The sequence below is a fragment of the Streptoverticillium olivoreticuli subsp. olivoreticuli genome (genome assembly GCF_003391135.1).
GTDB classification, from domain to species: Bacteria; Actinomycetota; Actinomycetes; order Streptomycetales; family Streptomycetaceae; genus Streptomyces; species Streptomyces blastmyceticus.
Genome location: NZ_CP031455.1, coordinates 8,581,367 through 8,604,306, shown reverse-complemented (window position 1 = coordinate 8,604,306; position 22,940 = coordinate 8,581,367). Strand labels below are relative to the sequence as shown.

24 protein-coding genes and 2 pseudogenes are annotated in these 22,940 nt (G+C 69.1%); 10 read left to right on the top strand and 16 right to left on the bottom strand.

The window, feature by feature from the left end; all coding sequences use genetic code 11:
- The first annotated feature begins 136 nt into the window (after positions 1-136).
- Positions 137-739 (top strand): TetR/AcrR family transcriptional regulator, encoded by a 603-nt coding sequence (locus tag DXZ73_RS36875; protein WP_116215298.1) that lies wholly within the window; start codon positions 137-139, stop codon positions 737-739.
- A 503-nt stretch (positions 740-1,242) separates the two neighbouring features.
- Here DXZ73_RS36875 and DXZ73_RS36870 read toward each other — a convergent pair.
- The gene (locus DXZ73_RS36870; protein WP_162890479.1) at positions 1,243-1,833 is read right to left on the bottom strand and encodes a tetratricopeptide repeat protein; all 591 of its coding nucleotides are present in this window, start codon (positions 1,831-1,833) and stop codon (positions 1,243-1,245) included.
- Positions 1,834-3,585: 1,752 nt separating this feature from the next.
- On the opposite strand from DXZ73_RS36870, the gene DXZ73_RS36865 reads away from it, so the two are divergent.
- Positions 3,586-4,266 (top strand): hypothetical protein, encoded by a 681-nt coding sequence (locus tag DXZ73_RS36865; protein WP_116215296.1) that lies wholly within the window; start codon positions 3,586-3,588, stop codon positions 4,264-4,266.
- A 28-nt stretch (positions 4,267-4,294) separates the two neighbouring features.
- Here the strand turns inward: DXZ73_RS36865 and DXZ73_RS36860 are convergent, their stop codons facing one another.
- Together DXZ73_RS36860 and DXZ73_RS36855 are read right to left on the bottom strand one after the other, a co-directional pair.
- Positions 4,295-4,633 carry a hypothetical protein gene (locus tag DXZ73_RS36860; protein WP_162890478.1) on the bottom strand — a complete coding sequence of 113 codons (339 nt, stop codon included), beginning with the start codon at positions 4,631-4,633 and terminating at the stop codon, positions 4,295-4,297.
- Positions 4,634-4,653: 20 nt separating this feature from the next.
- On the bottom strand, positions 4,654-5,634 hold the full coding sequence (locus tag DXZ73_RS36855) for an AraC family transcriptional regulator (RefSeq protein ID WP_240351660.1): 981 nt from the start codon (positions 5,632-5,634) through the stop codon (positions 4,654-4,656).
- A gap of 71 nt (positions 5,635-5,705) precedes the next feature.
- Between DXZ73_RS36855 and DXZ73_RS36850 the strand changes: the two genes are divergently transcribed.
- The 3 genes from DXZ73_RS36850 (at position 5,706) to DXZ73_RS36840 (ending at position 7,678) form a co-directional block, all read left to right on the top strand.
- Positions 5,706-6,521, top strand: coding sequence for an NAD(P)H-binding protein (locus DXZ73_RS36850; protein WP_116215294.1), 816 nt, complete (start codon positions 5,706-5,708; stop codon positions 6,519-6,521).
- Between the two features lie 420 nt (positions 6,522-6,941).
- On the top strand, positions 6,942-7,214 hold the full coding sequence (locus DXZ73_RS36845; protein ID WP_162890477.1) for a transposase: 273 nt from the start codon (positions 6,942-6,944) through the stop codon (positions 7,212-7,214).
- Between the two features lie 116 nt (positions 7,215-7,330).
- The gene (locus tag DXZ73_RS36840; protein WP_116215292.1) at positions 7,331-7,678 is read left to right on the top strand and encodes a VOC family protein; all 348 of its coding nucleotides are present in this window, start codon (positions 7,331-7,333) and stop codon (positions 7,676-7,678) included.
- 653 nt (positions 7,679-8,331) lie between these two features.
- Here the strand turns inward: DXZ73_RS36840 and DXZ73_RS36835 are convergent.
- Positions 8,332-8,817: a rhodanese-like domain-containing protein gene (locus DXZ73_RS36835; protein ID WP_116215291.1), complete on the bottom strand. Its 486-nt coding sequence runs from the start codon at positions 8,815-8,817 to the stop codon at positions 8,332-8,334.
- A gap of 181 nt (positions 8,818-8,998) precedes the next feature.
- The gene (locus DXZ73_RS36830) at positions 8,999-9,979 is read right to left on the bottom strand and encodes a helix-turn-helix domain-containing protein (RefSeq protein ID WP_116215290.1); all 981 of its coding nucleotides are present in this window, start codon (positions 9,977-9,979) and stop codon (positions 8,999-9,001) included.
- Between the two features lie 114 nt (positions 9,980-10,093).
- Here DXZ73_RS36830 and DXZ73_RS36825 point away from each other — a divergent pair.
- Positions 10,094-10,615: pseudogene (locus tag DXZ73_RS36825) on the top strand (transposase); the annotation flags it as partial.
- Here DXZ73_RS36825 and DXZ73_RS36820 read toward each other — a convergent pair.
- Complete coding sequence (locus DXZ73_RS36820; RefSeq protein WP_116215289.1) at positions 10,608-11,090, bottom strand: hypothetical protein; 483 nt, start codon at positions 11,088-11,090, stop codon at positions 10,608-10,610. The pseudogene DXZ73_RS36825 and the gene DXZ73_RS36820 sit on opposite strands and share 8 nt — an antisense overlap.
- Before the next feature lie 415 nt (positions 11,091-11,505).
- Here DXZ73_RS36820 and DXZ73_RS36815 point away from each other — a divergent pair, with 415 nt between their 5' ends.
- A complete protein-coding gene (locus DXZ73_RS36815) occupies positions 11,506-12,594 on the top strand; it encodes an amidohydrolase family protein (protein ID WP_116215288.1) in 1,089 nt (362 codons plus the stop codon).
- Positions 12,595-12,807: 213 nt separating this feature from the next.
- Here DXZ73_RS36815 and DXZ73_RS36810 read toward each other — a convergent pair whose 3' ends face one another.
- The gene (locus tag DXZ73_RS36810; protein WP_116215287.1) at positions 12,808-13,620 is read right to left on the bottom strand and encodes a phytanoyl-CoA dioxygenase family protein; all 813 of its coding nucleotides are present in this window, start codon (positions 13,618-13,620) and stop codon (positions 12,808-12,810) included.
- Between the two features lie 194 nt (positions 13,621-13,814).
- Here DXZ73_RS36810 and DXZ73_RS36805 point away from each other — a divergent pair, with 194 nt between their 5' ends.
- A complete protein-coding gene (locus DXZ73_RS36805) occupies positions 13,815-14,084 on the top strand; it encodes a hypothetical protein (RefSeq protein ID WP_162890476.1) in 270 nt (89 codons plus the stop codon).
- Between the two features lie 66 nt (positions 14,085-14,150).
- Here DXZ73_RS36805 and DXZ73_RS36800 read toward each other — a convergent pair whose 3' ends face one another.
- Together DXZ73_RS36800 and DXZ73_RS36795 are read right to left on the bottom strand one after the other, a co-directional pair.
- On the bottom strand, positions 14,151-14,381 hold the full coding sequence (locus tag DXZ73_RS36800) for a hypothetical protein (protein ID WP_116215285.1): 231 nt from the start codon (positions 14,379-14,381) through the stop codon (positions 14,151-14,153).
- 28 nt (positions 14,382-14,409) lie between these two features.
- A complete protein-coding gene (locus DXZ73_RS36795; protein WP_116215284.1) occupies positions 14,410-14,940 on the bottom strand; it encodes a DUF6790 family protein in 531 nt (176 codons plus the stop codon).
- A gap of 57 nt (positions 14,941-14,997) precedes the next feature.
- Here DXZ73_RS36795 and DXZ73_RS36790 point away from each other — a divergent pair, with 57 nt between their 5' ends.
- Together DXZ73_RS36790 and DXZ73_RS36785 are read left to right on the top strand one after the other, a co-directional pair.
- Positions 14,998-15,417 (top strand): MarR family winged helix-turn-helix transcriptional regulator, encoded by a 420-nt coding sequence (locus DXZ73_RS36790; protein ID WP_116215283.1) that lies wholly within the window; start codon positions 14,998-15,000, stop codon positions 15,415-15,417.
- Between the two features lie 185 nt (positions 15,418-15,602).
- Positions 15,603-16,418: pseudogene (locus DXZ73_RS36785) on the top strand (class I SAM-dependent methyltransferase).
- Between the two features lie 489 nt (positions 16,419-16,907).
- Here the strand turns inward: DXZ73_RS36785 and DXZ73_RS36780 are convergent.
- From DXZ73_RS36780 to DXZ73_RS36745, 7 genes are all read right to left on the bottom strand, one after another.
- Positions 16,908-17,450: an RICIN domain-containing protein gene (locus tag DXZ73_RS36780; protein WP_162890475.1), complete on the bottom strand. Its 543-nt coding sequence runs from the start codon at positions 17,448-17,450 to the stop codon at positions 16,908-16,910.
- 181 nt (positions 17,451-17,631) lie between these two features.
- Positions 17,632-18,513, bottom strand: coding sequence for an RICIN domain-containing protein (locus DXZ73_RS36775; protein ID WP_116215280.1), 882 nt, complete (start codon positions 18,511-18,513; stop codon positions 17,632-17,634).
- A 338-nt stretch (positions 18,514-18,851) separates the two neighbouring features.
- Entirely contained in the window at positions 18,852-20,441 is a 1,590-nt protein-coding gene (locus DXZ73_RS36765; RefSeq protein ID WP_205519409.1) for an MFS transporter, read from the bottom strand.
- A gap of 258 nt (positions 20,442-20,699) precedes the next feature.
- Positions 20,700-20,891, bottom strand: coding sequence for an NUDIX domain-containing protein (locus DXZ73_RS39850; protein WP_240351659.1), 192 nt, complete (start codon positions 20,889-20,891; stop codon positions 20,700-20,702).
- A gap of 16 nt (positions 20,892-20,907) precedes the next feature.
- A complete protein-coding gene (locus tag DXZ73_RS36755; RefSeq protein ID WP_116215277.1) occupies positions 20,908-21,405 on the bottom strand; it encodes a nucleoside deaminase in 498 nt (165 codons plus the stop codon).
- 94 nt (positions 21,406-21,499) lie between these two features.
- Positions 21,500-21,970 carry a cyanase gene (cynS, locus tag DXZ73_RS36750; RefSeq protein ID WP_116216125.1) on the bottom strand — a complete coding sequence of 157 codons (471 nt, stop codon included), beginning with the start codon at positions 21,968-21,970 and terminating at the stop codon, positions 21,500-21,502.
- A 128-nt stretch (positions 21,971-22,098) separates the two neighbouring features.
- Positions 22,099-22,686, bottom strand: coding sequence for a carbonic anhydrase (locus tag DXZ73_RS36745; RefSeq protein WP_116215276.1), 588 nt, complete (start codon positions 22,684-22,686; stop codon positions 22,099-22,101).
- Between the last annotated feature and the right edge of the window lie 254 nt (positions 22,687-22,940).

The following is a 22,940-nucleotide window of genomic DNA, read 5'->3' as shown; positions in this document are numbered from 1 at the left end:
GGCCACAACGCTTCTGCCGCGACGGACGGCGCACCGCACGCACGGCAGCAGGCACAGAGACGGCGGAACCGGACATCCTGGACGGAACGGTGGTACGAGCAGGCGCACCGCCGCAGTGCGCCTAGGGTGGGTGGTTATGTCTGACCGCCGAATGCTGATCTTGAAGGCCGCCACCCACCGCATTGCCCTGAGCGGTGTACGCGGCCTGCGTGTGGAAGAAGTCGCGGCACAGGCCGGGGTGTCGACCGGCCTGGTCTACTACCACTTCCGCAACCGCACGGAACTCCTGCGCTGCACCCTCGACTTCATCTGCCGACGCGCCGAGCACTACACCGCCCCGGACGTCGGCCTCGCCCCCCGCGCCCAGCTGGAGCACATGCTGCTCAGCGAGCTCCAGGACACCCCGGAGGCCATCGAGAACAGCACCGCCTGGGGCGAGCTCCAGGCCAGCGCCGCTTTCGACCCCAGCCTGTGCGAACAGCTACGGGACGCAGCCGACCTGTGGAACGAGGACCTCGCCCGGCTGATCAAGGAAGCACAGGCCGCCGGAACGGCGAGCAAGGACATCGACGTGCCCGCAGCCGCCGAACGGCTGAGCTCCCTGGCAGACGGACTCAGCGGGCGCTGGCTGAGCGGCGTCACCCCCCTCGAGCGGGCCCGCACCCTCCTGCGCGGCGCCATTGCGCGGGAACTCGACCCAGTCAGCCGAACCCATTCCACCGGCAGCTCGCGAGGGTGAGGGCGACGTGACATGCGCGGCTGGGTCGTGGACCATGCCAGGGTCGGCGGGGTCGGCATGGCCGACGCTCAGCACCCGCCGACCTCCGGGAACCAGAGGCCGCCCACTGCACCAGTAACGAGGGGAGCGCTGAAAGCCCTGCCAGTGTCGCAGGCGTCCGCCCTGCTTGGCATCGACGAGCGCGGGCCACCGAACACGCCGCCGAAGTCCCCGAACCCCCAGCCATCCCCACGAACCACCAGGCCAGCCGGCACCGCCGAACAGCCCGCTCCCCCGCCCTTCCCCAGGCGACAGCCCGCACGCACCAGTTGCCCTGGAAACAGTCAGCCCCTGCGACAGCACCGTCCTCATCTGGGAATGCACCGAGGAGAACCTGTGGTGGTCCGACGACCTGACCCGCCTCCAGGACGCCCCTCGGCTTTCTCACGCACAGCCCGGAGAGAGAACTCACCTATGCGGCGAGAGGCACTCGAACCTCCAACGCCTCTCGACGGCCCAGCCGTTCATAGATCATCAGGCTTCCGACCAGCAGGCCGTGCTCGGTGCACGTGTCCCAGCGCGTCCAGGCTCCGCCCGAGGACCATCAGAACGTTGCCGCGCCGCCACTCCCCGCCGGTGCATGCCAGCTGCGTCAGCGCCTGCTCCGCGTGGAAAGCCGCCTGGGCCGACTTGCTTGCACCCAGATGCAGCTTCGTCATCCGGTAATGCGTTATGCCCTCCCCCAGCCGCTGCCAGTTGTCGCGGAAGATCGGCAGCGCCTCGCAGAGCCTGCCGAGTGCCTCCTCGTACCGTTCGGCGTGGGTGAGGGTGACGCCCAGTGCGTAGAGGCCGCTGGCGACCCGCCAGGAAGCGCCGGTCTCGTAGTAGCGCGCGAGTGCCTGCTCCGCCAGCTGCACGCCCTGCGCGGTGCGGCCGGTGTCCAGCAGGACGCGCGCGAGGTTGCTGAGCGCTCGCCTCGCCCGGGCGGTTGCCGTCGGCCCAGAACGCGGCCAGGGCCTGCCCCAGATACAGCTCCGCGTCGTCGTAGCGGTGCCGGTAGATGGCGATGATGCCCCGGATGTTCGCGGCGTGGCCTGCGGGGATGACGTCCCCACAGGTGACTCCGAGCAGGGTCGCCAGCCGGGTGTGCTCGTCGGCCTGGTCGTGATGACCGGCAAGGTGGGGCACATAGGCAAGTAGGCTCCGGATACAGCCTTCTGCCTGAGCATCACCTGCTTCTTGGGACGTAGCGAGCAGGGCGGTTGCGGCCTGTTCGTATTGGCGGGAGTCGACGCCGGACTCGGCCAGGTCCTTGGCGGCCAGGAGCAGGTCGATAGCGCGCCGCAGGGTATCGCTCCCGGCCTCGGTGTGCTGGCGCACACATGCCAGTAGACAACCGGCCTCGATGTACAACCAGTCCTTGGCGGCGGCGCTGTCGGTGAAGGCGACCCCGGGATGCCGGGTGGGCGTCAGATGAGCGAGGATCCGTTCACCGGGGCGCTCCAGGACGTAGAACGGCTGCTCCTGATCAAGGCCTGGTGCCAGGCAGCCTGCCACGCGGCAACACGGTTATAGAAGACGACGGCTTCGATAACATCGCCTCCAGCAGCCCACGCCCCCTCGCTCCGAGCTCGCACCGAACCAAGCAGGATGCCCCCAGCCTCGCAGAACAGGAACCCTGCCGACAGGCCCTGCCGAGAGCCGGGACATGACCTTGTGTACCGGACCCCGCAGCCGGTCTTCACGGCCGCGCCGCCGGTGCGGATTGTGAACTCGGCGCCCAGGACGAAGCCGAGGCGCGGCGCAGCACGGCACGCCCAAGATGACCTCGGCGTACGGGTGGCCGTGAACTGGTCCTCAATCAGCAACCAGCCCCGCAGCAGCCGAGTCCGTCGAACCTCGCCCGCTTTGCTGTCGCGCGGCGGGCCGAAGCGGATGAACCGGTCTGGCGTAGTCGCCTGCCGGAGTCCTCGTCGACGGAGTTGTCGTTGACGGAGTTGTCGACGATCTCGTGGCCACGGCGGTCCACCGGGAAAGCGAACCGGCGACACGACGGCGCCTCGTTCCGGTCATAGGGATACATGCCCCAGCCAGCCAGCGCGGGGGCTCCAGAGGTCTGTCGCCTCTGGTCCTGGTGAGCTTGAGACAACGAGCTGCCGGAACGAATCCGGACATGCCCAGAGCTGGCACTGTCTGTGCAGCACCGGCTCCAGGCCTCCTGGAACGATTACTCAGGCGCTCTGCTTCATCGGTTCTGGACCCACCAGATGATCCAGGTAGCCGCGGATGCGCCCAGAGCGCCAGCGGCGCCCCGGACGAGGCCTTGAGCCGCAGACCGGCCCAAGGACCGGAAGGCACCGCGATACGCGGCCAGGGATGCCTGCCGGGGGCTCCGTCGCAGCTTCCATCGGGTGTAACGGCTCGACGGCACCGCAGACTGACCCGTAGGCTCGGGTATGGAACTGATGGCTCTCTCTCCTGTCTTCAGTGAACGTGGCATTCCTGTTCGGGCGGGAGACCTGTCGGACTACGTGAGCGGCCCCCTGTTGGCGCAGGGGGCCGCCGTCATGTCACCTCCGGGCGCTGGAGACCGTGCGGACTACGCGTGATGGCAGACCCGTTGGCGCGGCACCGGCAAGCACGTCCACGAACTCGACTGCTTGGCACGGTTGTTGTCGTCACATGAGAAGCGTACCGAGCCCCGCTGACAGGCCTGTGCTGTAGAAAGACGTCGCGATACTTCATGGACAGCATCACAGGAGAGGTGGGGACAGATGCCAGCCCGTCCGAGAATTCCCGACCCTCAGGCAGGCGCTCTTCAGGCCTTCGCCTACGATCTCCGCGAACTCGGGCGCGGAAAGGTGTCCGTGCCCTTCATCGCAGCCCGCTCGTCGGGGACGGCCTCCCGGGCCGCCCTGTATGCGGCCCTGTCAGGCAACCGGCTGCCGTCACAGGCCACAGTCGCCACTCTTCTCAAGTGGTGGGTGGGCGACCCTCTTGAGGAAGAGGGCCTCGCCGACCTGCTCGAGGATCCTCACTGGGGATGGATCTACCGCCTTCCGTCCGCCCATGAGGGACGGAAAGCCGGCCTGGAGTGGCGAGATCAATACCGCCGCCTGACCAAAGCGGTGCAGGGAGAACGCGACAAGCAGCCCGCTGCCACATCCGTCACGATCCCTGTGCCGAACGAACAGCAGCGCTTCATCGCTGCCTTGCGCGGCGTCCTCGAGGCAACCGGTCTGCAAGAGACCCGGTGGCTGCTCTTCGGAGAGCACACCCGTCGAGTCGACAGCTACCTCATCGGCGAACGCGTTCCCCAGGAGCAAGCTCTCCGGGAAACCGTCATGACCTGCACGCAATACGCGGAGATGAGCGCGGAGGAGACGCTCAGCCTGTATCACTACCTGGCCTATCTCGCCGATGAGGCACGAGCGGCACGCGTCCGGGACCGCCGGATCGCACGCAAGTCCCGCATAGCGTCTTCTCTGGGGCGTCGCGAGTGTGCAGAGGGAGTTTCCGCAGCTCAGGAGCGGTCGCGAGCACTGTAGAGGATGCAACACATGTGGTGCACGGGACCTACTCGTCCTCGTCGCTTTCGGCGGCCGGCTCGCCTGTGGCGCGGCGAACGGTCTTCTCCACTGTCCCTTGCAGGGAACGCAGGAGCTCCCGCTCGGCTTCTTCCAGGCGGGCCTCGATGTTCCATTGCCGGACGTCGTCGATCAGGGCCTCGATCGCGTAGTTCAGCCGGGTCCGCAGCAGGCCGGGGGTGAGGGCATCCACCTCAACCGCGATGTGGAGGTCGATGCCCTCGCGCAGGCACTCCTCGTGGCAGCGCCTGTAGTTGACGTCGCGGGTGGTGAACTGCCCCGAGCGGACATCGTCGGCGGTGACGGCGCTCGACAAGATTGGCGTCACGGAAGGCCACTCCGGCCCCATCAGCCTACTGGCGGGGTTGTCGGAAGGTCTCTGGGCTGTGGGAGTGTTTCGCTGCGGTGAGCGGAGGGGCTGATGCCGCGCAGGCGTTTGAAGGCCGCGCTGAAGGCAAATCCGTCGGTGTAGCCGACTGCTCTGGCCACGGCGGCGACGGTTGCTTGCGGCTTGCGGAGCTGATCGGCGGCGAGGGCCATCCGCCAGCCGGTGAGGTAGGCCAGGGGTGGCTGGCCCACCAGCGCGGTGAACCGGCGGGCGAAGGTAGTGCGGGACATACCGGCCTCGCCGGCGAGTGAGGCGACCGTCCACGGCCGGGCCGGTTCCTCGTGGATCCGGCACAGCACATGGCCGATGTCGGGGTCGGCCAGGGCCCGGTACCCAGTGGGCGGGGAGGCGTCGGGGCGGTCGAACCAGGACCGCAGGGTGCGGACAAGGAGCAGGTCGAGGAACCGGTCCAGGACGACCTGCTGGCCGGGTTTGTCGCTGTCGGCTTCGTCGGTGATCAGGCCGAGGAGGGATGCCAGGCCCTGCTCCGGGTGCACCACGGTGAAGGCCGGCAGTGTCCGGAGCAGGGGGGCGCAGAGGTCGCCGCCGCCTCGGTAGCCAGCGGTGACCAGGAGATCGGTGGGGTGGTCGTCGGTGGTGATGGTGCGGCCGGTCTGCCGCCAGGTGCGCCCAGGGGCGGCGGGGTCGGCGGTGAGGGTGCAGCGGTCGTCGCCGTCGACGAGCACCTGGGGAAAGCTGGCTGGGTGGTCGGCGACGCTGTACGGCAGGTCTGTGCGGATCAGGGCGATGTCGCCCTGGCGCAGCTCGACCGGGTCGCCCTCGGTGGGCACGATCCACGCGTGGCCGCGGAGCATCGCGGCGAGGGTGAGTGGTGCGGGCTCGGTGAAGCGCAGCCCCCAGGGCGGGGTGCTGACCGTGGTGCAGAACAGCGCGCCGTGGGCCCGGACGCCGGTGAGGTAGTCGTCGAGGAGATCCATCATGGAACGATCTCACATGTAATTGGCCGCCTCAGCCATGGATCGTGGCATTCCGATTTGGTTGGCTGAGGGACATGACAGAGATCCTTGTTCTCGGCGCCACCGGCAAGACCGGCAGCCGCGTCCTCCCCCGCCTCCGCGCCCTCGGCCACCGTGTACGTGCCGCCTCCCGCTCGGGTGCCACCCGTTTCGACTGGGCCGACCGGTCCACCTGGGATACGGCCCTCGCCGGCGCGGAGGTGGTGTACCTCGTCCCGACCGAGACCCTCAGCCTGGACGAGCGCGCGGCATTCGTGACCCGGGCCAAGGCGGCCGGCGTCCGGCGCCTGGTCCAGCTCTCGGTACGCGGCATCGACCAGGACGGGACGCATCCCACGGAGGCGGCCGTGCGCGGCTCGGGCCTGGAATGGACCGTCCTGCGGCCCTGCTGGTTCGCGCAGGACTTCGCCGCACCGGACTTCTTCCTGCCCGGCGTGGTGGAAGGCGAGGTACGGACCCCGGCCAGGGAGGGCCGCGAACCCTTCATCGACGCGGACGACATCGCCGACGTGGCCGTGGCCGCCCTCACGGAAGACGGCCACCACGGGCAGACCTACGACCTCTCAGGCCCGCGGGCCCTGTCGATCACCGAGGCCCTCGCCCTCATCAGCACGGCCACGGGCCGCAGTATCGCCCACCGCCACCAGACCCCGACCGACTACGCCGCCGAGCAGACCGCTGCTGGTCATCCGGCGGCGGACGCGGAGGCCATCGGAGCCTTCCTCGACCAGGTCAGCCGGGGCGAGGACGACTACCTGAGCGACGGCGTGGAGCGGGTCCTGGGCCGTGCCCCGCGGCCCTTCGAGGACTACGTCAAGATGACCGCGGAGCAAGGGATCTGGAACACCTGACCGGCGCATCCGCCGCCGACGGACCACGGTCGCGTCCGCACGGCCGCTCATAACCGGCTGAACCCGGCGGCCCGGCCATGAGCACGGGATATCCGTGCCTCTGGGGGCTGTTGCCGGGCAGCACCGGAGCAGCCGCACCGACCTCACGGGCGGACAACGTCACAACGTGACCCTCCACAGCGCACTGCTGCCTTCCGGGCCGAGCCGCCGCATGCCCGGATGCCGCGAAATCGCCGCTGCTACTGCAGCAGAAGACACACCATGCGCGCAGGCCAGACCCTGCGCACCAGCGAAGGAGAAAAAGATGACACAGCGAGACTCCCTGGCTGGCAAGCGAGGAGTCTCCTCGTCCGCCAGGAGAGCGGCCTCCGTAACCAGCTCACTGCGGCTTGCCCGGAGATGGCCTCCCTTTCCGCCCTGGTGAGCGAGTTCGCCCGCCCACTGTCCCCTTCTCCGGGCAATGCAGAGGCCCTGACCGGCTGGATTGTCCGGGCCCGGGACGCCGACTTGCCTTTCCTGCACTCCTTCGCCACCGGCCTCGAACGCGACCGGGCCGCCAGCGACGCGGCACTGACCCTGCGTCACCACAACGGGCACACCGGGGGCGTCAATAAGCAAGATCAGCTGCTCAAGCGGCAGACCGACGGCCGCGCCGGCTACCGCCTTCTCCGCCACCGCATCCTGCTCAACTGAAACGATCAACGGCTACGAAAATCTTGTCTGAGCCGCGAAAATTGTGTGCGGCGACGGATGCGCCATAGTACTCCTGGGGAGCACAGAGACAGATCTGTTCCCACCAGGAGTCGTCGATGGCCGTTCGCCGTGTCGTGCCCAACATCCAGTCGCAGGCCGCGCAGGAGAACCGGGAGTTCTACGGCCTGCTGGGCTTCGAGGAAGTCATGAACCACGGCTGGATCATGACGCTCGCCTCCCCGTCCAGCCCGGCAGCGCAGATCAGCATCATGACCGGCGACAAGACCGCGCCCGTCACCCCCGACATGAGCATCGAGGTGGACGACGTGGACGCGGCATATGCAGTCATGCGGAAGAGCGGTGCGGAGATCATTCACCCCCTGCAGGACGAGGAGTGGGGCGTGCGGCGGTTCTTCGTCCGCGACCCCGGCGGACGAGTGGTCAACGTGCTCGGCCACCGCTGACGGCCTCTCCCGCACCCCTGGCGAAAACGCCGGTCACAGCCACTCGTCGACGGCTGCGACGAAGACGGCGGCTCGCAGCGGACAGCAAGGCTGCCGTACCCGGTGGCGACGGCCCAGTGCCTCCTGAGGCGGCTCATGCCGCATTCCCCCGCATGACGCCGCGGCAGTCGGCCTTGCCGGACTTCGGCGGCCGGCCGCCCCGTGAGCCGAACCTCCCGCGGCTGCGGATCTGGTCCATCTACCCGGGAACCGTGCAGCAGATCCCAGGACTGCACAGGCAGGCGCGGCCCTTCCGGGAACCGCACGCCTTGTCCGCACGGACTTCGCCCGGGCACCTGCCCGGGCACCCCAGCCCCGTTCACGGCACCCGGATGTCCTCCAGGACCGGCGCGAACTCCGGCGAGTCCCCGCGCTGTCCGGCGGCGACCACGATGAACAGAGGCTTCCGCCCCCGCCCGACCGCGAAGCTGGCCGGTTCGCCTCCGTGGCACCATGCTCACGGACGTGCCGGCAACAGCACGAGCCCCCAGGCAGGTAGCGAGACCAGAGGGCACGGGTCCGGCGCACCCGAAGACAGCGTGGACGGCACACAGGTGAGCCACCGCCGGCAAGCCGGCCGCGGCGGATCACGGCGCCCGGCCGTGCGGTGTCCTTCAGCACGCGCAGGAGATGCCCGAGCGCGGGGCAGTCAGGTCATCGACAGGGCGCTGCTCGGTACCGGTGGCGCAGTCGTAGGCGAAGCCCTCGCGTGCCCAGTACTCGAAACCGCCGAGCATTTCCTTGACCTGGTAGCCGAGGCGGGCGAAGGCCAGCGCCGCGCGGGTCGCGCCGTTGCAGCCGGGGCCCCAGCAGTAGGTGACCACGGTCAGGGCCGGGTCGATCAACTGCGGTGCCAGGCCGGTGATCCGTGCGGTGGGGATGTGGAGGGCGCCGGGGATGTGGCCCTGGTCCCAGGCGGCATCGCTTCGGGTGTCGACCACCACGACGCCGGGTGCGCCGGATGCCAGATCGGCGTGGACGTCGGAGACATCTGCCTCGAAAGCGAGACGGGCGGCGTAGTGGGCGGCGGCCTCGGCCGGGGCGGCGGCGGGCACGCTCAGGACGGCGCTGGTGATCCTGGCGGAAGCGGTGGCAGACATGGGGAGTACCTCTTGTTCCTGCTGGTCGGGACGGAGTCCGGCGGGCCGTTCCGGGTTTCCCCGGCCGGCGACGGCTCCATCCTCCGATCCCCGGGCCCGCCCTGCGAGTGGCGTAAACGCCCGAGACCGCCAAGATTCCGCCAGCCGTCGGAGTGACCCTCATGGCCGTGCGGAGCGACCTTTATGGGTGCGCGGGGACGCGGGTGAACGTCTTGCGATAGGCCGTCGGCGTCGTACGCATCTGGCGGGTGAAGTGGTGCCGGTACGTCGCGGCAGTATCGAAACCGACCGCGGCGGCAACCTCGTCCACAGTGCCCTCGCCGGACTCCAGCAACGGCAGACTGGCAGCCACCCGCTGGGCAATGACCCAACGCATCGGACTCACACCGTTACGCCGGGCGAAATGCCTCAAATACGAGCGTTCCGACATACACGCGACCCGGGCCAGGACAGGCACGGACAAAGGTGTGCACAGATGACGCAGCGCCCAGTCCATGCTCCGCGTGACACCGTCGTCCCCGGGGGCAATCTCTCCCACCGCCGCCTCGATGAACTGGGCCTGCCCGCCCTCGCGGTGCGGCGGAACGACGAAACGGCGCGCCACCGCGTTGGCCACAGCCGCACCGTGATCGGCCCGGACCAGGTAAAGGCACAGGTCGATACCGGCCGCGCTGCCCGCGCTGGTGAGGACATCACCGTTGTCGACATACAGCACGCCGGGATCGACCTCGATCCCGGAATACCGTTCGGCAAGCGCACGGGCGTAGCGCCAGTGGGTGGTGGCGCGCCGGCCCTCCAGCAAGCCGGCCGCGGCCAGCACGAACGCCCCCGAGCAGATCGACACCAGACGCGCCCCCCGCGCGTGGGCCCGCAGCAACGCTTCCACCAGGGCGGGCGAGACCTCCGCCCCGGCCCCGGCCGCCCCCGGCACGATCACCGTGTCCGCCGCAGCCAGCACATCAAGCCCGTACCCGGCACGCAGCGTGAACCCACCGACCGCCCGCAGATCCCGACCAGGCTCCTCGGCGCACACCCGCAGCTCGTACCAGGGCAGGTCTCCCAGCTCGGGCCGGGACAGACCGAAGACCTCCACCACCACACCCAGCTCGAAAGGCGCCATTCCATCAAAGGCCAGTACAGCCACCACATGCGCCCTCGTCATCGCTGGATCGTAACAATCACCAGGACCCAGCCATGACCGTCACGGGACGGGGAACCGGCCGGTGACGGAGCAGGGACCGGATGCCGTCGGCAACCCCGCCGGATCCCCCGCTGACAAATCATCACCGAGACGGCCGCGGCCGCGGCCGCGCTGATCGTCCCGAGCCTGGCCACTTCGCTGACCGCCGTCCTTGACCAGCGGAAACTCGTCGCAGCACGGATCGAGGAACTGCTGGATGCCCACCCTCTTTCCAAGGTCCTGACGTCCATGCCGGGGATCGGCGTCAGGACCGGGGCCAGGATCCTCATCGACGTCGGCGACGCCGACAGCTTCCCCTGCGCCGCCCACCTCGCCGCCTACGCGGGCCTCGCCCCGGCAACCCGGAGCTCGGGCTCCTCCATCCGCGGCGAACAACCCTCCCGGAGAAGAAACAAGCAGCTCAAGAGGGCATTCTTCCTCTCCGCGTTCGCTGCCCTGTCCGACCCGGCATCCCGGATCTACTACGACAAGAAGATCGCCCAGGGAAAGCACCACACCCAAGCACTCCTCTGCCTCGCCAGACGCCGAGCCGACGTCCTCTTCGCGATGCTCCGCGACGGCACCTTCTACGAGTCCCGGCCAGCGCCGGTCACGTGAACTGTGGGTCTGCCAGCAGCACCACGCGGTCGGCCCCTACATCGAAGCCGAGAACCGGGTGGAGCGGATCGGACTCCGGGGTCAGCAGCACCGGCTTGCCGAGTCGGCGTCCGATCGCCCGCAGCAGACGGCACAGCACATCGGCACCGTCCTGGCCCTGCAACTCCCGCAGATCGACGTCGAAGTCGATCGAGCCGGCTTCGTACGCCCGGAAGATCACCAGGAACCCGGGGACGGGCGAGACCCGCAGCACCGCGTCGGCGCCCTCGCTGCGGGCCAGCATCTCCGCGGCCCCCGGCAGCCGGACCGCAACACCGTCCTCGGAGTACTCACACGACCACCCCTGAGATCTCACCAGATCAAGTACTGCCTGCCAGTCCACCACCGAAGTGCCCGGGACGCGCACGTCCGGCAACGACCCCATCAGGTCAGGAGCGAAGAAGTTCTTGACGTCGTCCCACAGCAGGTCAGGCATCAGGCCATGCTGCCCTGCGGCTCGCCGAAAAGCACCTCGATTCCCTTGACGAAACCCATAGGGCACCCCCAAAAAAGGGGGCACGGCTCACAGCCTCATACCCCACAGCCCAGCCCCGCCCGCCCGCTCAAACAGCCTGTGAACCCCACAGCCCACAAACCAGCAACCTCACAGAACCAGGCAGACGCGCGAGGCACAGCAAGGACACTTTCCGAATGACGCGGTAGCGCTCGGGCCGCACCGGGGGATCCGGGTGACCGGTCGAACAACTTCGCTCCTCCGCCGGGCACCTGCGGCAAGGCTGCGGGGCCCGTTACCTGGGCACGCTGCTAAGACCCGTGTGGCCGTATCCCAGTGGCCACTGCGGTTCCCGGGTCGCGACAGGCGACTGTGTCAGCCGGAGGTCATCATCGGTATGTCAGGAATCAGCAGGCGCCTCGGCGTGGCCGGTGCGGCACTGACGGCGGTGGCCGTCGTCGCCTCCCCGGCGGGGGCGGGTTCGGCCGTGGCAGGGGCGGGGTGCTTCGACCGGGCGAGAGAGCCCTACACCTCGCAGGTCGACAGCCATCTGCACTTCCGCCCGTTCGGCGGGCAGGCGATTCCGTTCGAGGAACTCACCGGGTATCTGCACAAGAGCGGTGTCCGGCACGCGAGCATGTACGGCATCGGGCAGATGCTGCCGGTGAACTCCAGCTGCACGTACTACCTGAACTGTCCCGGCACTCCCGTGGTACCGAGCATGAAGAACGACTTCGCCAACGCCGAGAACTATGCGGAAACGAAGCCCAGGGACCCCGAACTCGCCGTCTCCATGACCTTCATGGACCTGAATCACCCGGAGACCATCCCGCCCGGAATCGCCCTCTACGACAAGGAGTTCCCGGGGGTGTTCCGGTGGGCGGGGGAGGTGAACCTCGTCAAGCAGGCGCTCTTCCCCAACCACCACACACCTGCGACGAGCGAGAACATCAAGAACTGGGCGCCGTTCATGAAGGTGCTGCGGGACCGCGGGATTCCGATCACCATCCACTCGGATCTCGGGAGCGACGCGGAGCAGACGAAGTATCTCCATCTGATGGAGGAGACCCTCCGGCTGTATCCGCGGAACAAAATCGTGTGGGCCCACATGGGCCTGTCCAAGGAGCTCACCACCATGGACCCCGACCGGCACATCGGAATCATGAAAAAGCTCCTGGACGAGCACCCGGATCTCACACTGGACCTCAGCTGGCGGGTGCTGGAGGACAGCTACTTCAGCAAGCCGGGAGTCAGGCAGAAGTACGCCGCGTTCTTCGACCGGTATCCGACCAGGGTCATTCCCGGGACCGACTTCGTGGCCTCGCGCGACAAGGACTACCACGTCTACGAGCAAGAGCTTGAGGTCACCAGCCGGATCAACAAGGCACTGGACGACCGCGCCTTCCGTGACATTGCCCTCGGGGAGAACTACTACCGACTGCTCGGCCTGAAGGAAAGCGCACCAGAGGTATGCAGGGCAGGGTGACACGACGGATCAACAACCGACCCTGAACGGCCTGGCGGTGCGAATACCTCGCTGCACGCCAGACCCGCCGCACAATCGCCGGACCTCCGGGGCCGGGACCACTCCGGAGAAACCCGTGAGCGCGGACCCAAAGCACGCAGGATCAGGTACAGGCCCGTGATCCCGAGCCCGAAGGAAGTGCGTGACACCAGGCATGGCACCGGGCGTGACGGTCTACCCGGCGCCGCAGTCGGTGCCGTCCCCGTCCGGACCGGGGGTGTCCTGTCCCAGGCCCCGGCGGATCACTATCTCCACGGGTGAGTACGCGCCGTCGGCCCGCTCCAGTTCGTACGGCGCGGCCGGCATCAGCGGCGGCTGGGCCATGAAGCGCGGCCGCACCCCATGGTGCGGCTGCGCCGCGTGCACCAGGAACGGATGGCACAGGAAGACGTCACCCGGGGACCCGGTGGCAAGGGCGATTGGCCGGTGGTCGGACGCCGCCACCAGATCGGGGGCGAGGGTCAGCCCGCTCGCCCCGTCCTCCCCGTACTTCTCCAGCACCTTCGGCACATCGAGGTGTGAGCCGACCCGGATCCGGGTCGGGGCGTCCTCCTCACCGACCTCGCTGAACAGGAACAGCATCAGCAGCGCCCGGTCCCGGGAACGCAGATTCGTGAAGTACCAGCTCTCACCCTCCGGCAGATAGCTCCCCTCGATGTGCCAGCCCGCATCGTCCGGCTCCTCCTCGTGCGGGAAGCGCAGCGGGAACGTGCCCAGCGAGTAGCGCGGCTCCCAGCGTCCCGCGCCGACGAGCAGGTCGTACGCGCGCTGCAGGGACGGGGAGTTGGGTGCGGCGGCGAACGGCCCCTGCGCCATGCCGGCCACCCAGTGCACGGGCTGCGTCCACGTCGCCGGATCGTCCGGGTCGCAGCCCGTCTCCCGCCACAGCAGCCGCGCGCAGTCCGCGGCCACGCGCGGCGCGACGGCGCCTTCCAACTTCACGAAACCGTCACGGAGGAAGCGGGATACCAAGGTCGCGTCGTCCATGCCCCCATCGTGCACGGCGACATCAGTCCCGGTCACCCGATATTTTCCGCACCGTCTTTGCGGGGTATTCCGCCGGCAGCGAGCCCGGCCCGGACGACCTCGCCGGCGTCCGGGCCGTACACAGTGTCCGGCACGACGTCGGCGTGGTTGATGCGCGCCCACTCCGCAACCCCGCGTGCGCGATTGGGCCGGGGATGACGGCCCGGCCCAGCGCAGTGCGTCTGGAGGACCTGCCCAATCCCCTGGAAGCCGGTCTCCGCCACGGCGGCGGGTACATCGCCGTGGCCACCGGTGAGTCCTGGCCCGCCATGGTGGACCCACTCCCCCACCAGGACACGGAAGAGGGGACGGAGCGCGACCGCGGTGGGCTCGCCGCCCTCGAGGAGGACCCAACCGTGCTCGTCCGCCTCCACACCAGCTCACCGGGTCCGCCGTCCCCGTCGCCGTACATCTCGGTGGCGTAGGCGCCGAGGACGGCTCGAACACCACGCCCGCGAGCACCCCTTCCCCGTGTCCCTCGCGCCCGGCCATCACAGGGCCCGCCCGTCCGGGCCATGCAGTTCCCCGTCCGCGCCCCGGTACGGCAGCACCTCGCGCTGGTCGGCCGCTTCCTGCTCCCAGACCCGCCACTCCTTGTACTCCTGCCGGACGTACACCCTTGTCTCTCCGGCGATGTCCCACTCGGTCGACCCCGGCTCGACCGGACCGAGCACGTGCACCTGGCGGCGCTGTGAGCCGACGCGCAGTGCCGGCTCGGGCACTCGCGAGCGGCGAGCGCCCGGCGGGACGTCAGGCGAGGACTGCGGTGGCGGGCTGCTCGGCAGTGGGCAGACGTCGCGAGCGACGGGCGAGGATGATCATGACTGCGGGGAAGAACAGGTCGCAGACCAGGACTCCGCCGGTGTTGCCCGGAGCGTGATCGCCGTTGGCGAACCACTGGTAGACGTGGCCGATCACCGCGCCCCAGAGGAACATGCCAGTACCGAGGCCGACGGTGATGCGCTCGCGGGCCGTGGCCGAGGGCGAGGCGGCGCGGAAGCCCATGACGGCGAGCCCGAGGTTGGCGAAGGCGATCTCGAACTCGAACGGGGTCCGGTTGAAGCCGATCGCGGTGGCCATCACGTCCGGGACGGTGACGAACGCGATCGTCAGCCACAGGCTCCCGCAGCCGAGTGCGGCGACGGCCCACCACCGCTGCCAGGTTTCCAGTGCCGCTTGGCGGGAGGGGCTGCGCCGGGTGCGGATCAGCGCGCCGAAGACCGCCACCAGCACCCAGACCAGGGGGAATGCGGACTGCACGACGTATGGAATCTTGACCATGCCAACAAGTCTTGCATGGTTAATATTAACCATGCAAGACTCTGGTACGCTCGGATCATGGACGACGGACTGGCCGACTCGCTGCATCGCGTGGTGTTCCTGCTCGGGGAGGCCGCGCGGCAGCGCGGCGACGGCCCCACTGGTCTGAGTTACAGCCAGATGCGGTTGCTGGGGACACTGGAGGACATCCAGCCGGTGACTCAGCACCAGCTGGCACAGGCGCTGTCGGTGTCCGATCCAGCGATCAGCCGGGCGCTGCGCCCGCTGGAGGCGGCCGGGCTCGTGCAGGTCCGCCCCGATCCCGAGCACGGACGGCGACGGCTGGTCGGCATCACCGACGCCGGCCGCAAGGCCTTCCACGACAGCGGGAAGCCGCTCTACGACGAGCTGCGCAACGCCCTGCTTGAAGCCGGCTTCCCGTACGAGCGGTATCTGCGCGACACCGTCCTGCTGGCACAGCTCCTTGAACCGTCCTGAATCCGGAGGTTCTTCCCTCTCGGCGAGGGTTTCGGGACTCCGGCGGTGGGGCGCAAGGTCTGCCTGTGTTCCATCATGACCGGCCGGCCGCGCATGAACCTGGCTCCACTCATCAGGCCCCCTTGGAATCGATCATCTAGGCTGGCGCGGTGTCTGATGAGCAGGAGCGGGTGCAGCCGTCGGGAGTGTGGGCAACGGCGGTGGGGGTGGCCAGGGTGCGGGCGCTGGAGACCGAGCGGGAGAACGCGCTGTTCCGCGACCCACTGGCACAGGCCTTCGCCGCCGCCGGCGGACTGTGGCCCTCCTCGCCGCCGCTGCCCGATGACGAGGTCGCGCGACGCCGCCGACTGGCCGTGTCGTACTCCATCGTCATCAGGACGAAGTTCCTCGACGACCTTTTGCAGCAGGCCTCCGCGTCCGGGGTCCGGCAGGTCGTGCTGCTCGGCGCCGGCATGGACAGCCGGGCCTTCCGGATGGACTGACCCGAGGGCACCCGACTGTTCGAGGTCGACACCGCCGCGCCACTGGACTTCAAGGCTTCGGTGCTGCGCCAGGAGCGGGCCGTCGCACGCTGCGAGCGGATCACCGTCGCGGTGGATCTGCGTGAGGACTGGCCAGGCGCGCTGGCCGCCGCAGGGCACGACCCGGCGGTGCCGACCGTGTGGATCGCCGAAGGACTGCTGATCTATCTGCCCGAGGACGCGGTGGAGCTGCTGCTGGCCCGGATCAGCGCGCAGTCGGCGGCAGGCAGCCGGATGGGGCTGACGTTGGGCTCGCGCGGCGTGATCGAGCGCTTCGGCGCGGACGCCGTGCCGGGATCGGCAGCGTCCATGTGGGTCTCGGAGATGCCCGACGACCCGGTGGGCTGGCTGGCCGGGCACGGCTGGGAGGCCGGCAGCCACACCCTGCGCGAGCGCGCTGCCGCTTACGGCCGCCCGATCAGCGCCCCGACGCAGCGCGAGGAGCGGCCCGGCGGACTGATCTCGGCGGTCCGCCGGTAGAGGGAAGAATCGGAATCTGACACGCGTGTTCCGGGCAGCGCTGCTGCCGTGGCAACAAACCGTGGTCCCCTGGTCGACCCCCGTCGCCGTCCTGTCCAACGAGCTCACCGGCATCGCAGGCCCATCGGCTGACCGGGACACCCGGACCGATTTTCCTGAGGTGATCAGCGCAGCGCTTCCGGCGTTCCTGTCCAATCAACGGCAGACCTCGGACGAACACCACCGCCACTGGTCCGCCGACAACGCCTGGACAAAGAACTCGCGCGCGCTGCAGGCCCGGCGTCGAGACCGCCTGGGGACGGACAGCTCTCCCGGGCGGTCAACGCCGGTCACGGCCACCGGCTGGACCCACCAGCACACGGCCGGGACCCGGCACCGGCCACCTGCAAGAGGGGGTGACGCCCGCGTGGATACGGAAAGAGGGGCAGGCCGGAGCCGACAGCAGTCGCCCCGTCAGGGCTGTGGTGCCTTAAGGACGTTGATGCCCCCTCACTGCACGTACGTGAGACCCCACTGCTGAGTGGGCAGCCCCTGGTTGTCCCAGATGGCGACCCGGGATCCATTGGCACCGCCCGCGCCGCGGTCGGGTTCCAGGACGCGGCCGTTGAGGTTGGAGACCGGCCCGGAGCCGGAGTGGTCGGCCGGGTAGACGTACCACAGCTGATCGACATCGGTGAAAGAGCCGTCGCACGCCGCCTTCCACAACGACCATCCGTTCGGCCCCTGTGTCCAGCCGGCCAGGCAGCGGCCGTCGATCCCGTTCGCCAGCTGGTATCTCCCCCGGTGGTCGGAAACGAGATACCAGAGCTGGTACGCCTCCTTGGTGCAGTCCCACACCCGCACACGGTCATCGCCCGCGGGGTAGCCCATGCAGCGGCCCGTGCCCTGGTTCCTCACCTGGAACGGACCGACCGCACCAGGCGGCAGAGAAACAGCAGCCCTCGCGGCGGCGCCGGAACCCGGTGCGGCGGCCACAAGAGCCGTGAGCAGTCCGGCGACGAGCAACGCCAGCCGCGTACGTGATGATGACACAAGCCCCCCTTGGTCCCCATGTTCCCGGCCGCTGCTGCTACAAGCGCACGAGAGGGCACCATCTTCTACCCGCAGGACCGTACGCGACCGGGATACGCCGTTAAACCACCCGGACGAAGTGTCCGGCCTTGGCTGCCAGCCTGTCACGGTGTACTTGCTGGTTCCGTCCGGGAGGCTGCGGTCAGACGCGCTCGAAGCGCCACTTCTGCGCGACGGTGTCGTTGAACGTGTACTGCTGGACGTTGGCGCTGTTGTCCTTGGAAGCTCCGGTGACATCAACGGTCTTGCCGCTGTGGATGTTGCTGATCACGAAGACGCCGTCGCCGATCAGGGTGACCCACCAGCGCTGGCTGGAGGCGTCGGTGCGGTCCCACTGCTGGATGTTCGCGGTGTCTTGCAGGGCCCCTCCGGCAACCTCCAGGAGCTTTCCGCCCGCCTTGGAGGCGATTTCGTACTCGCCGGTGACGTTGTACGCCGGGTTGTTGCGCGAGTAGTCGCGCCGCACGGGCGTGAGCGTCCATTGCTGGTTCGGGCCGCCATGACGGGTGTACTGACCGACGTTCGCCCCGTTTTCCTTTTCGTTGCCCAGCACGTCCAGCACCTTGCCGCTGCCGAGGTTGGTGAGGATGTACGTGCCCTCCTCGACGGGCAGCTTACGGATCACCTGTGCGGCGTCCGAGCCGAGCGCGAAGATGCGTATGGAGGCCGTCCGGTTCTTCAGCGCCGGGCCCAGCTTGTTGCGGGACTCGCCCACCGGGTTTCCGAGGCCATCGATCTCCCGCGTGTCCTTGTCGGCAATGGACCGGAGCTCGTCCCGCGGGCCCACCTGGGCGGCGAAGCCCTTGGAGTCGGGCTCGACGTGGAGGGCGACGCTCTGCTCGGTGTGGTTCACCACCGACAGGACCCGACCGTCGAACCCGAAGGCCCCCAGGTCCCCGAGCGTCTGATCGGAGAGCAGGACCCGCCCGCGCTCCTTGGTGTTGAAGTCCTCGTGCTCGTAGAGCGCGTACCAGCCCTTCGGGCACGCCTCGACGCCACTGCCTTCGAAGATCTTGACCGTCACCCTCGTACGTCCCTCTCTGCTCGCATCCCGCACACCGCGGACCACGCACTCACCCTAGAATTCCGGCCCGATCACCGATAGTGATCAAATCTGGCCACTGGCCTGCCGGTCCTGACGTGATCCCTAGAGTCAGCGCCCGGGGCAAGGGGGTGATCCCCCAAAGCCGGTCGCGCATCCAGCCGGGTCAGGAGGCCGATCGCGCCGGCGGTGGCGCGGTACCGGTTGCGTACCCATCCCTTGAAATCACCGGTCCGGTAGAGGCGTTCGGCGCCGCGCACGCCCACTCGGAACGCTTCGCTGAGTGCCGACCCGGGCAGACGCACGTAATCGGGGTCGGGTCAGGACGCCGACACGGGCGGCGAGTCCGCGGAGTTCGGTGGTGGTGCGTCCGGAGACGAGCAGGCCCGGGCAGGCGTGGGCCTCCTGGGGTGCGTGGCGCTCGGCGGCCAGGAAGGCGCGGACGCGGTCGTCGCGGCGGCCCCACCGTCCGCATGCGGCGGCGATGCCGGTGCAGTGACGGGCCCGGCGCTCGGTGCTGGGTGGTCTTCGTTGCCGCTGTGCCGGGTGGTGGTGTGGTGTCGGGTGAGGGTGGCCAGGGCGGCGATGGTGATGCCGCAGCCGGTGATGATCCACCAGCCGGGGCGGCTTGCGTGGTCGAACGTGGTGGTGGCGTAGCCGGCGGCGGGGAGGGTGGCGCCGATGGCTGCGACGCCGAGGGCGCTGCCGATCTGACGGCTGGTGGTGGTGATGGCGGAGGCCACGCCGGCTTGGGTGCGGGGCATTCCGGAGACGGCGGTGTGGGTGATGGGGGCGTTGACGAGCCCGAAGCCGGTGCCGAAGAGGAGGTAGCAGGCCAGCAGGAGTGGGGTGTGTTGCTGGGCGCCGAGGAGGGCGAGGAGTCCGGCGAGGGTGGTGGCGGTGCCGGAGAGCATCAGGGGCAGGTGGGGGCCGCGGGTGGCGGTGAGGTGTCCGGCCAGGGGCGGGCAGGCGATGGTCATGGCGGCCATGGGCAGCAGGTAGAGGCCGGCCTGCCAGGCGTCCAGGCCACGGGCCTCCTGGAGGTCGAGGGCGGCGAGGAAGAGGAAGCCGCTCAGTGCGGCGAAGGCGCACACGGCGCTGAGGGCGGAGGCCGTGAACGGAGGTTGGCGGAAGAAGCGCAGTTCGAGCAGCGGCTCGCGCTGGACGAGTTCGACGGTGATCAGTGCGGGCAGTGCCACGGCGGCGGTGACGGCGCAGACCAGGACCTGGGCGGAGGTCCAGCCCACGGCCGGGCCCTGGATGATCGCGTAGACGGTCGTGGCGAGCAGCACGACGACCAGCAACTGCCCGGCCGCGTCCAGGCGGCGGGGCTGCGGGGCGCGGGACTCGGGCACCCGGCCGGTCAGGGCCAGCGCGAGGAGGCCGACGGGGAGGTTGATCAGGAAGATCCAGCGCCGGCCGACGGTGTCGACCAGCAGCCCGCCGAGCAGGGGGCCGACAGCCATGGTGATGCCCTGGACCGCGCTCCAGACGCCGATGGCGCGGGCGCGTTCGCGGCGGCCGGTGAAGACGTTGGTGATGATGGCCATGGCGACGGGGGTGAGCATGCAGCCGCCGACGGCCTGGAGAGCGCGGAAGGCGATCAGCCAGCCGAGGGTGGGGGCGAGGGAGCACAGCAGTGAGGCGGTGGTGAACAGGACGAGCCCGGCGCGAAAGATGCGGCGGCGGCCTATGCGATCACCGGTCGAACCGGCGAGCAGCAGCAGGGAGGAGAGGACGACGAGGTAGGAGTCGACAGTCCACTGCAGTCCGGCGGTGAAGGCGCCGAAGTCGTGTTGGATGGCCGGCAGTGCGGTGTTCAGGGCAGTGTTGTCGAGGCTGACGAGGAACAGGGCGGAGCAGCACACGGCAAGGACCAGCAGCCGCTGCCTCGGGGGCGGCTCGGACACGACATCACCTTGGGTGAGGAACGGTTCGGGACGGGTTGTGGGAGTGAACGAGGGCAGTGGCGGTGCACCGGCCCAGGGCCGGAAGGCATGCGCCAAGGCGCCCGGTGGCGCCGGCGCGGGTGCGGTAGCCATGGGTGAGGTGAGCGATCTCGGCGGTCTCCGCGCACGGCTGCGGTGTACCGGCGGTGGGCTCGGCGGTGCAGCACTGCGTACGCACGGCCGTCCCAGCGGGTTTGCCGTCGGCTGGGGTCTGCACCGTCAGGAAGAGGGTGATGGTGGAGGCGTCCGGAGTGATGCCGGTTCCTCACAGATCTCGCGGAGCAGGGTCTGCTCCGCGGCTTCGCCGGGTTCGGGTCCGCCACCGGGCAGGTGGAACCGGTCACGGCCATGGCTGCGGACGGCCAGGAGGCGGCCTGCCTCCAGGTGGACCCAGGCCGCCTCCCCGGTCACATCCGGCGCGGCAGGCTCAGGCGGTGGGGGCGCCGGCCACGCGGCGCTCGCCGCCGTTGCGCTCCTGCCAGAAACGGTAGACCTCCACGGCGTCCTCGCGGGACTCGTAGCGCATGGGCAGGCGGCGTTCCTGCCACGGCTTGGCGAACTCGTCGTAGAAGGTGTCGAGTTCGAAATACTTGCGGTCGTCGACATAGTGCGGCTCGTAGGCGTCGCGCGTGGTGAGGAAGACGACCTCGTCCGGCGAGCAGTAGTACAGCGAGCCCAGGCACATCGGGCAGGGGTGGGCCAGCACATAGATGGTCGTGCCGGTCAGGTGCTCGGTGCCCAGCTTCACGCACGCCTCGCGGATGGCGAGGATCTCCGCGTGGGCGGTGGGGTCGCCGGTCTGGGCGACCTTGTTCGGGCTCTCGGCGAGGATCTCGCCGTCCTTGACGATGACGGTCGCGAACGGGCGGCCGCCCTCGGCGACGTTCTGGCGGGCGATGTCGATGGTGCGCTGGACGAAGTCCACGGGAAACTCCTCGTGAATCGGTGAGACAGTGAAGCGGTGACGCGAGAGGGGCGGGCCTGCGCGGCCCGCCCCGGTGTCACGCGTGCCGCGAGGGTCAGAACGGCTTGGTCGGCAGGTACTTGCCGTCCAGGGTGATGACGGCGCGCTCGCCGCCCTCGGGGTCGGCGACCTTCTTCACGTCCAGCTTGAAGTTGATCGCGGAGATGATGCCGTCACCGAACTCCTCGTGGACCAGGGCCTTGAGGGTCGTGCCGTAGACCTGGAGCATCTCGTAGAAGCGGTACATGGTCGGGTCGGTCGGGATCCGGTTCGGCATCGAGCCACGGACCGGGATGGTCTGCAGCAGCATCGCCGCGTCCTCGTCCAGGCCCAGCATCTCGGCAACGGCCTTGGCGGACTTCTCCGGCAGCGGGTGCTGGCCCAGGACGGCGGCGGTGGTGAAGGCCACCGACAGGCCGGAGGCGTCGGCGATCTGCTGCCAGGAGAGGTTCTTACGGGTCTTGGCCTCGACGGCAGCGGTGGCCAGTGCCTCGCGGGCGGTGGGGTCGAACTGGGCGTGCACCATCATCGGTACGTCCTTCTTTCTCTCTTGGGCGGACCACTTCACGAGCAGAGGGTGAAATGGCACGTGGGTGGTGGACAGGGTTCCCGGCACGCAGTCGCGGACGGGAAACCGGATCCGGTCGGTGGGGGTCAGGCCGCGAGTGCGGGGTCGGCGGCGGACAGTTCCTCGATGCGGCCGGTGGCGATATCGAAGACCCAGCCGCGCAGGGTGACCTTCCGCTGCTCCAGGGCGCGGGCCACCGAGGGGTGAGTGGCCAGGTTCGCCAGCTGCGCGAGCACGTTCTGCCGCACCAGGGCGGGAACGTCACCGTCGGCGGCGGTGCGGGCCCGGGAGGCGTCCGCGTGCCGCAGCCAGTCGGCGACCGCCGGGGCGCCACTGAGGTCGTGGCCCTCGGCGAGGGCGGTCATCGCGCCGCACGCGGAGTGTCCGCAGACGACGATGTCCTTCACGCCCAGTGCGGCGACCGCGTACTCGATGCTCGCGGCCACCCCGTCGGCCGCGGGGGTCCAGGCGGGCACCAGGTTGCCGGCGGTGCGGATGACGAACAGGTCACCCGGCTCGGTGCCGGTGATCAGCTCGGGGACGACGCGGGCGTCGGAGCAGCTGATGAACAGCGTGTGCGGCGTGTGATGCGTGGCCAGGCGGGCGAAGAGTTCCGCCTTGGCAGGGAAGACGTCCCGCTGGAAGCGGGCGACGCCCTCGGTGAGGTCCTGCATGGTCACTCCCTTCGGGTGGTGATCGGCCTCTGTGGGCTGACGAGATCCACCATGCATGACCTGCACCTATAGTGTCCAAGAGCTACTAACCATGGAAGCTATTGGTCGCACCTATAGCTGTTCCCATGACTGTTCCCGAACCGCGCCACCTGCGTTCCGATCTCCCCAATGCCTGCTGCAGCAGGGCGCGTTGGCTCTCGGGGGGGGTAACCGAGCTGAGTGTGCTCGGCGTCGACGAGTTCGCCTTCCACCGA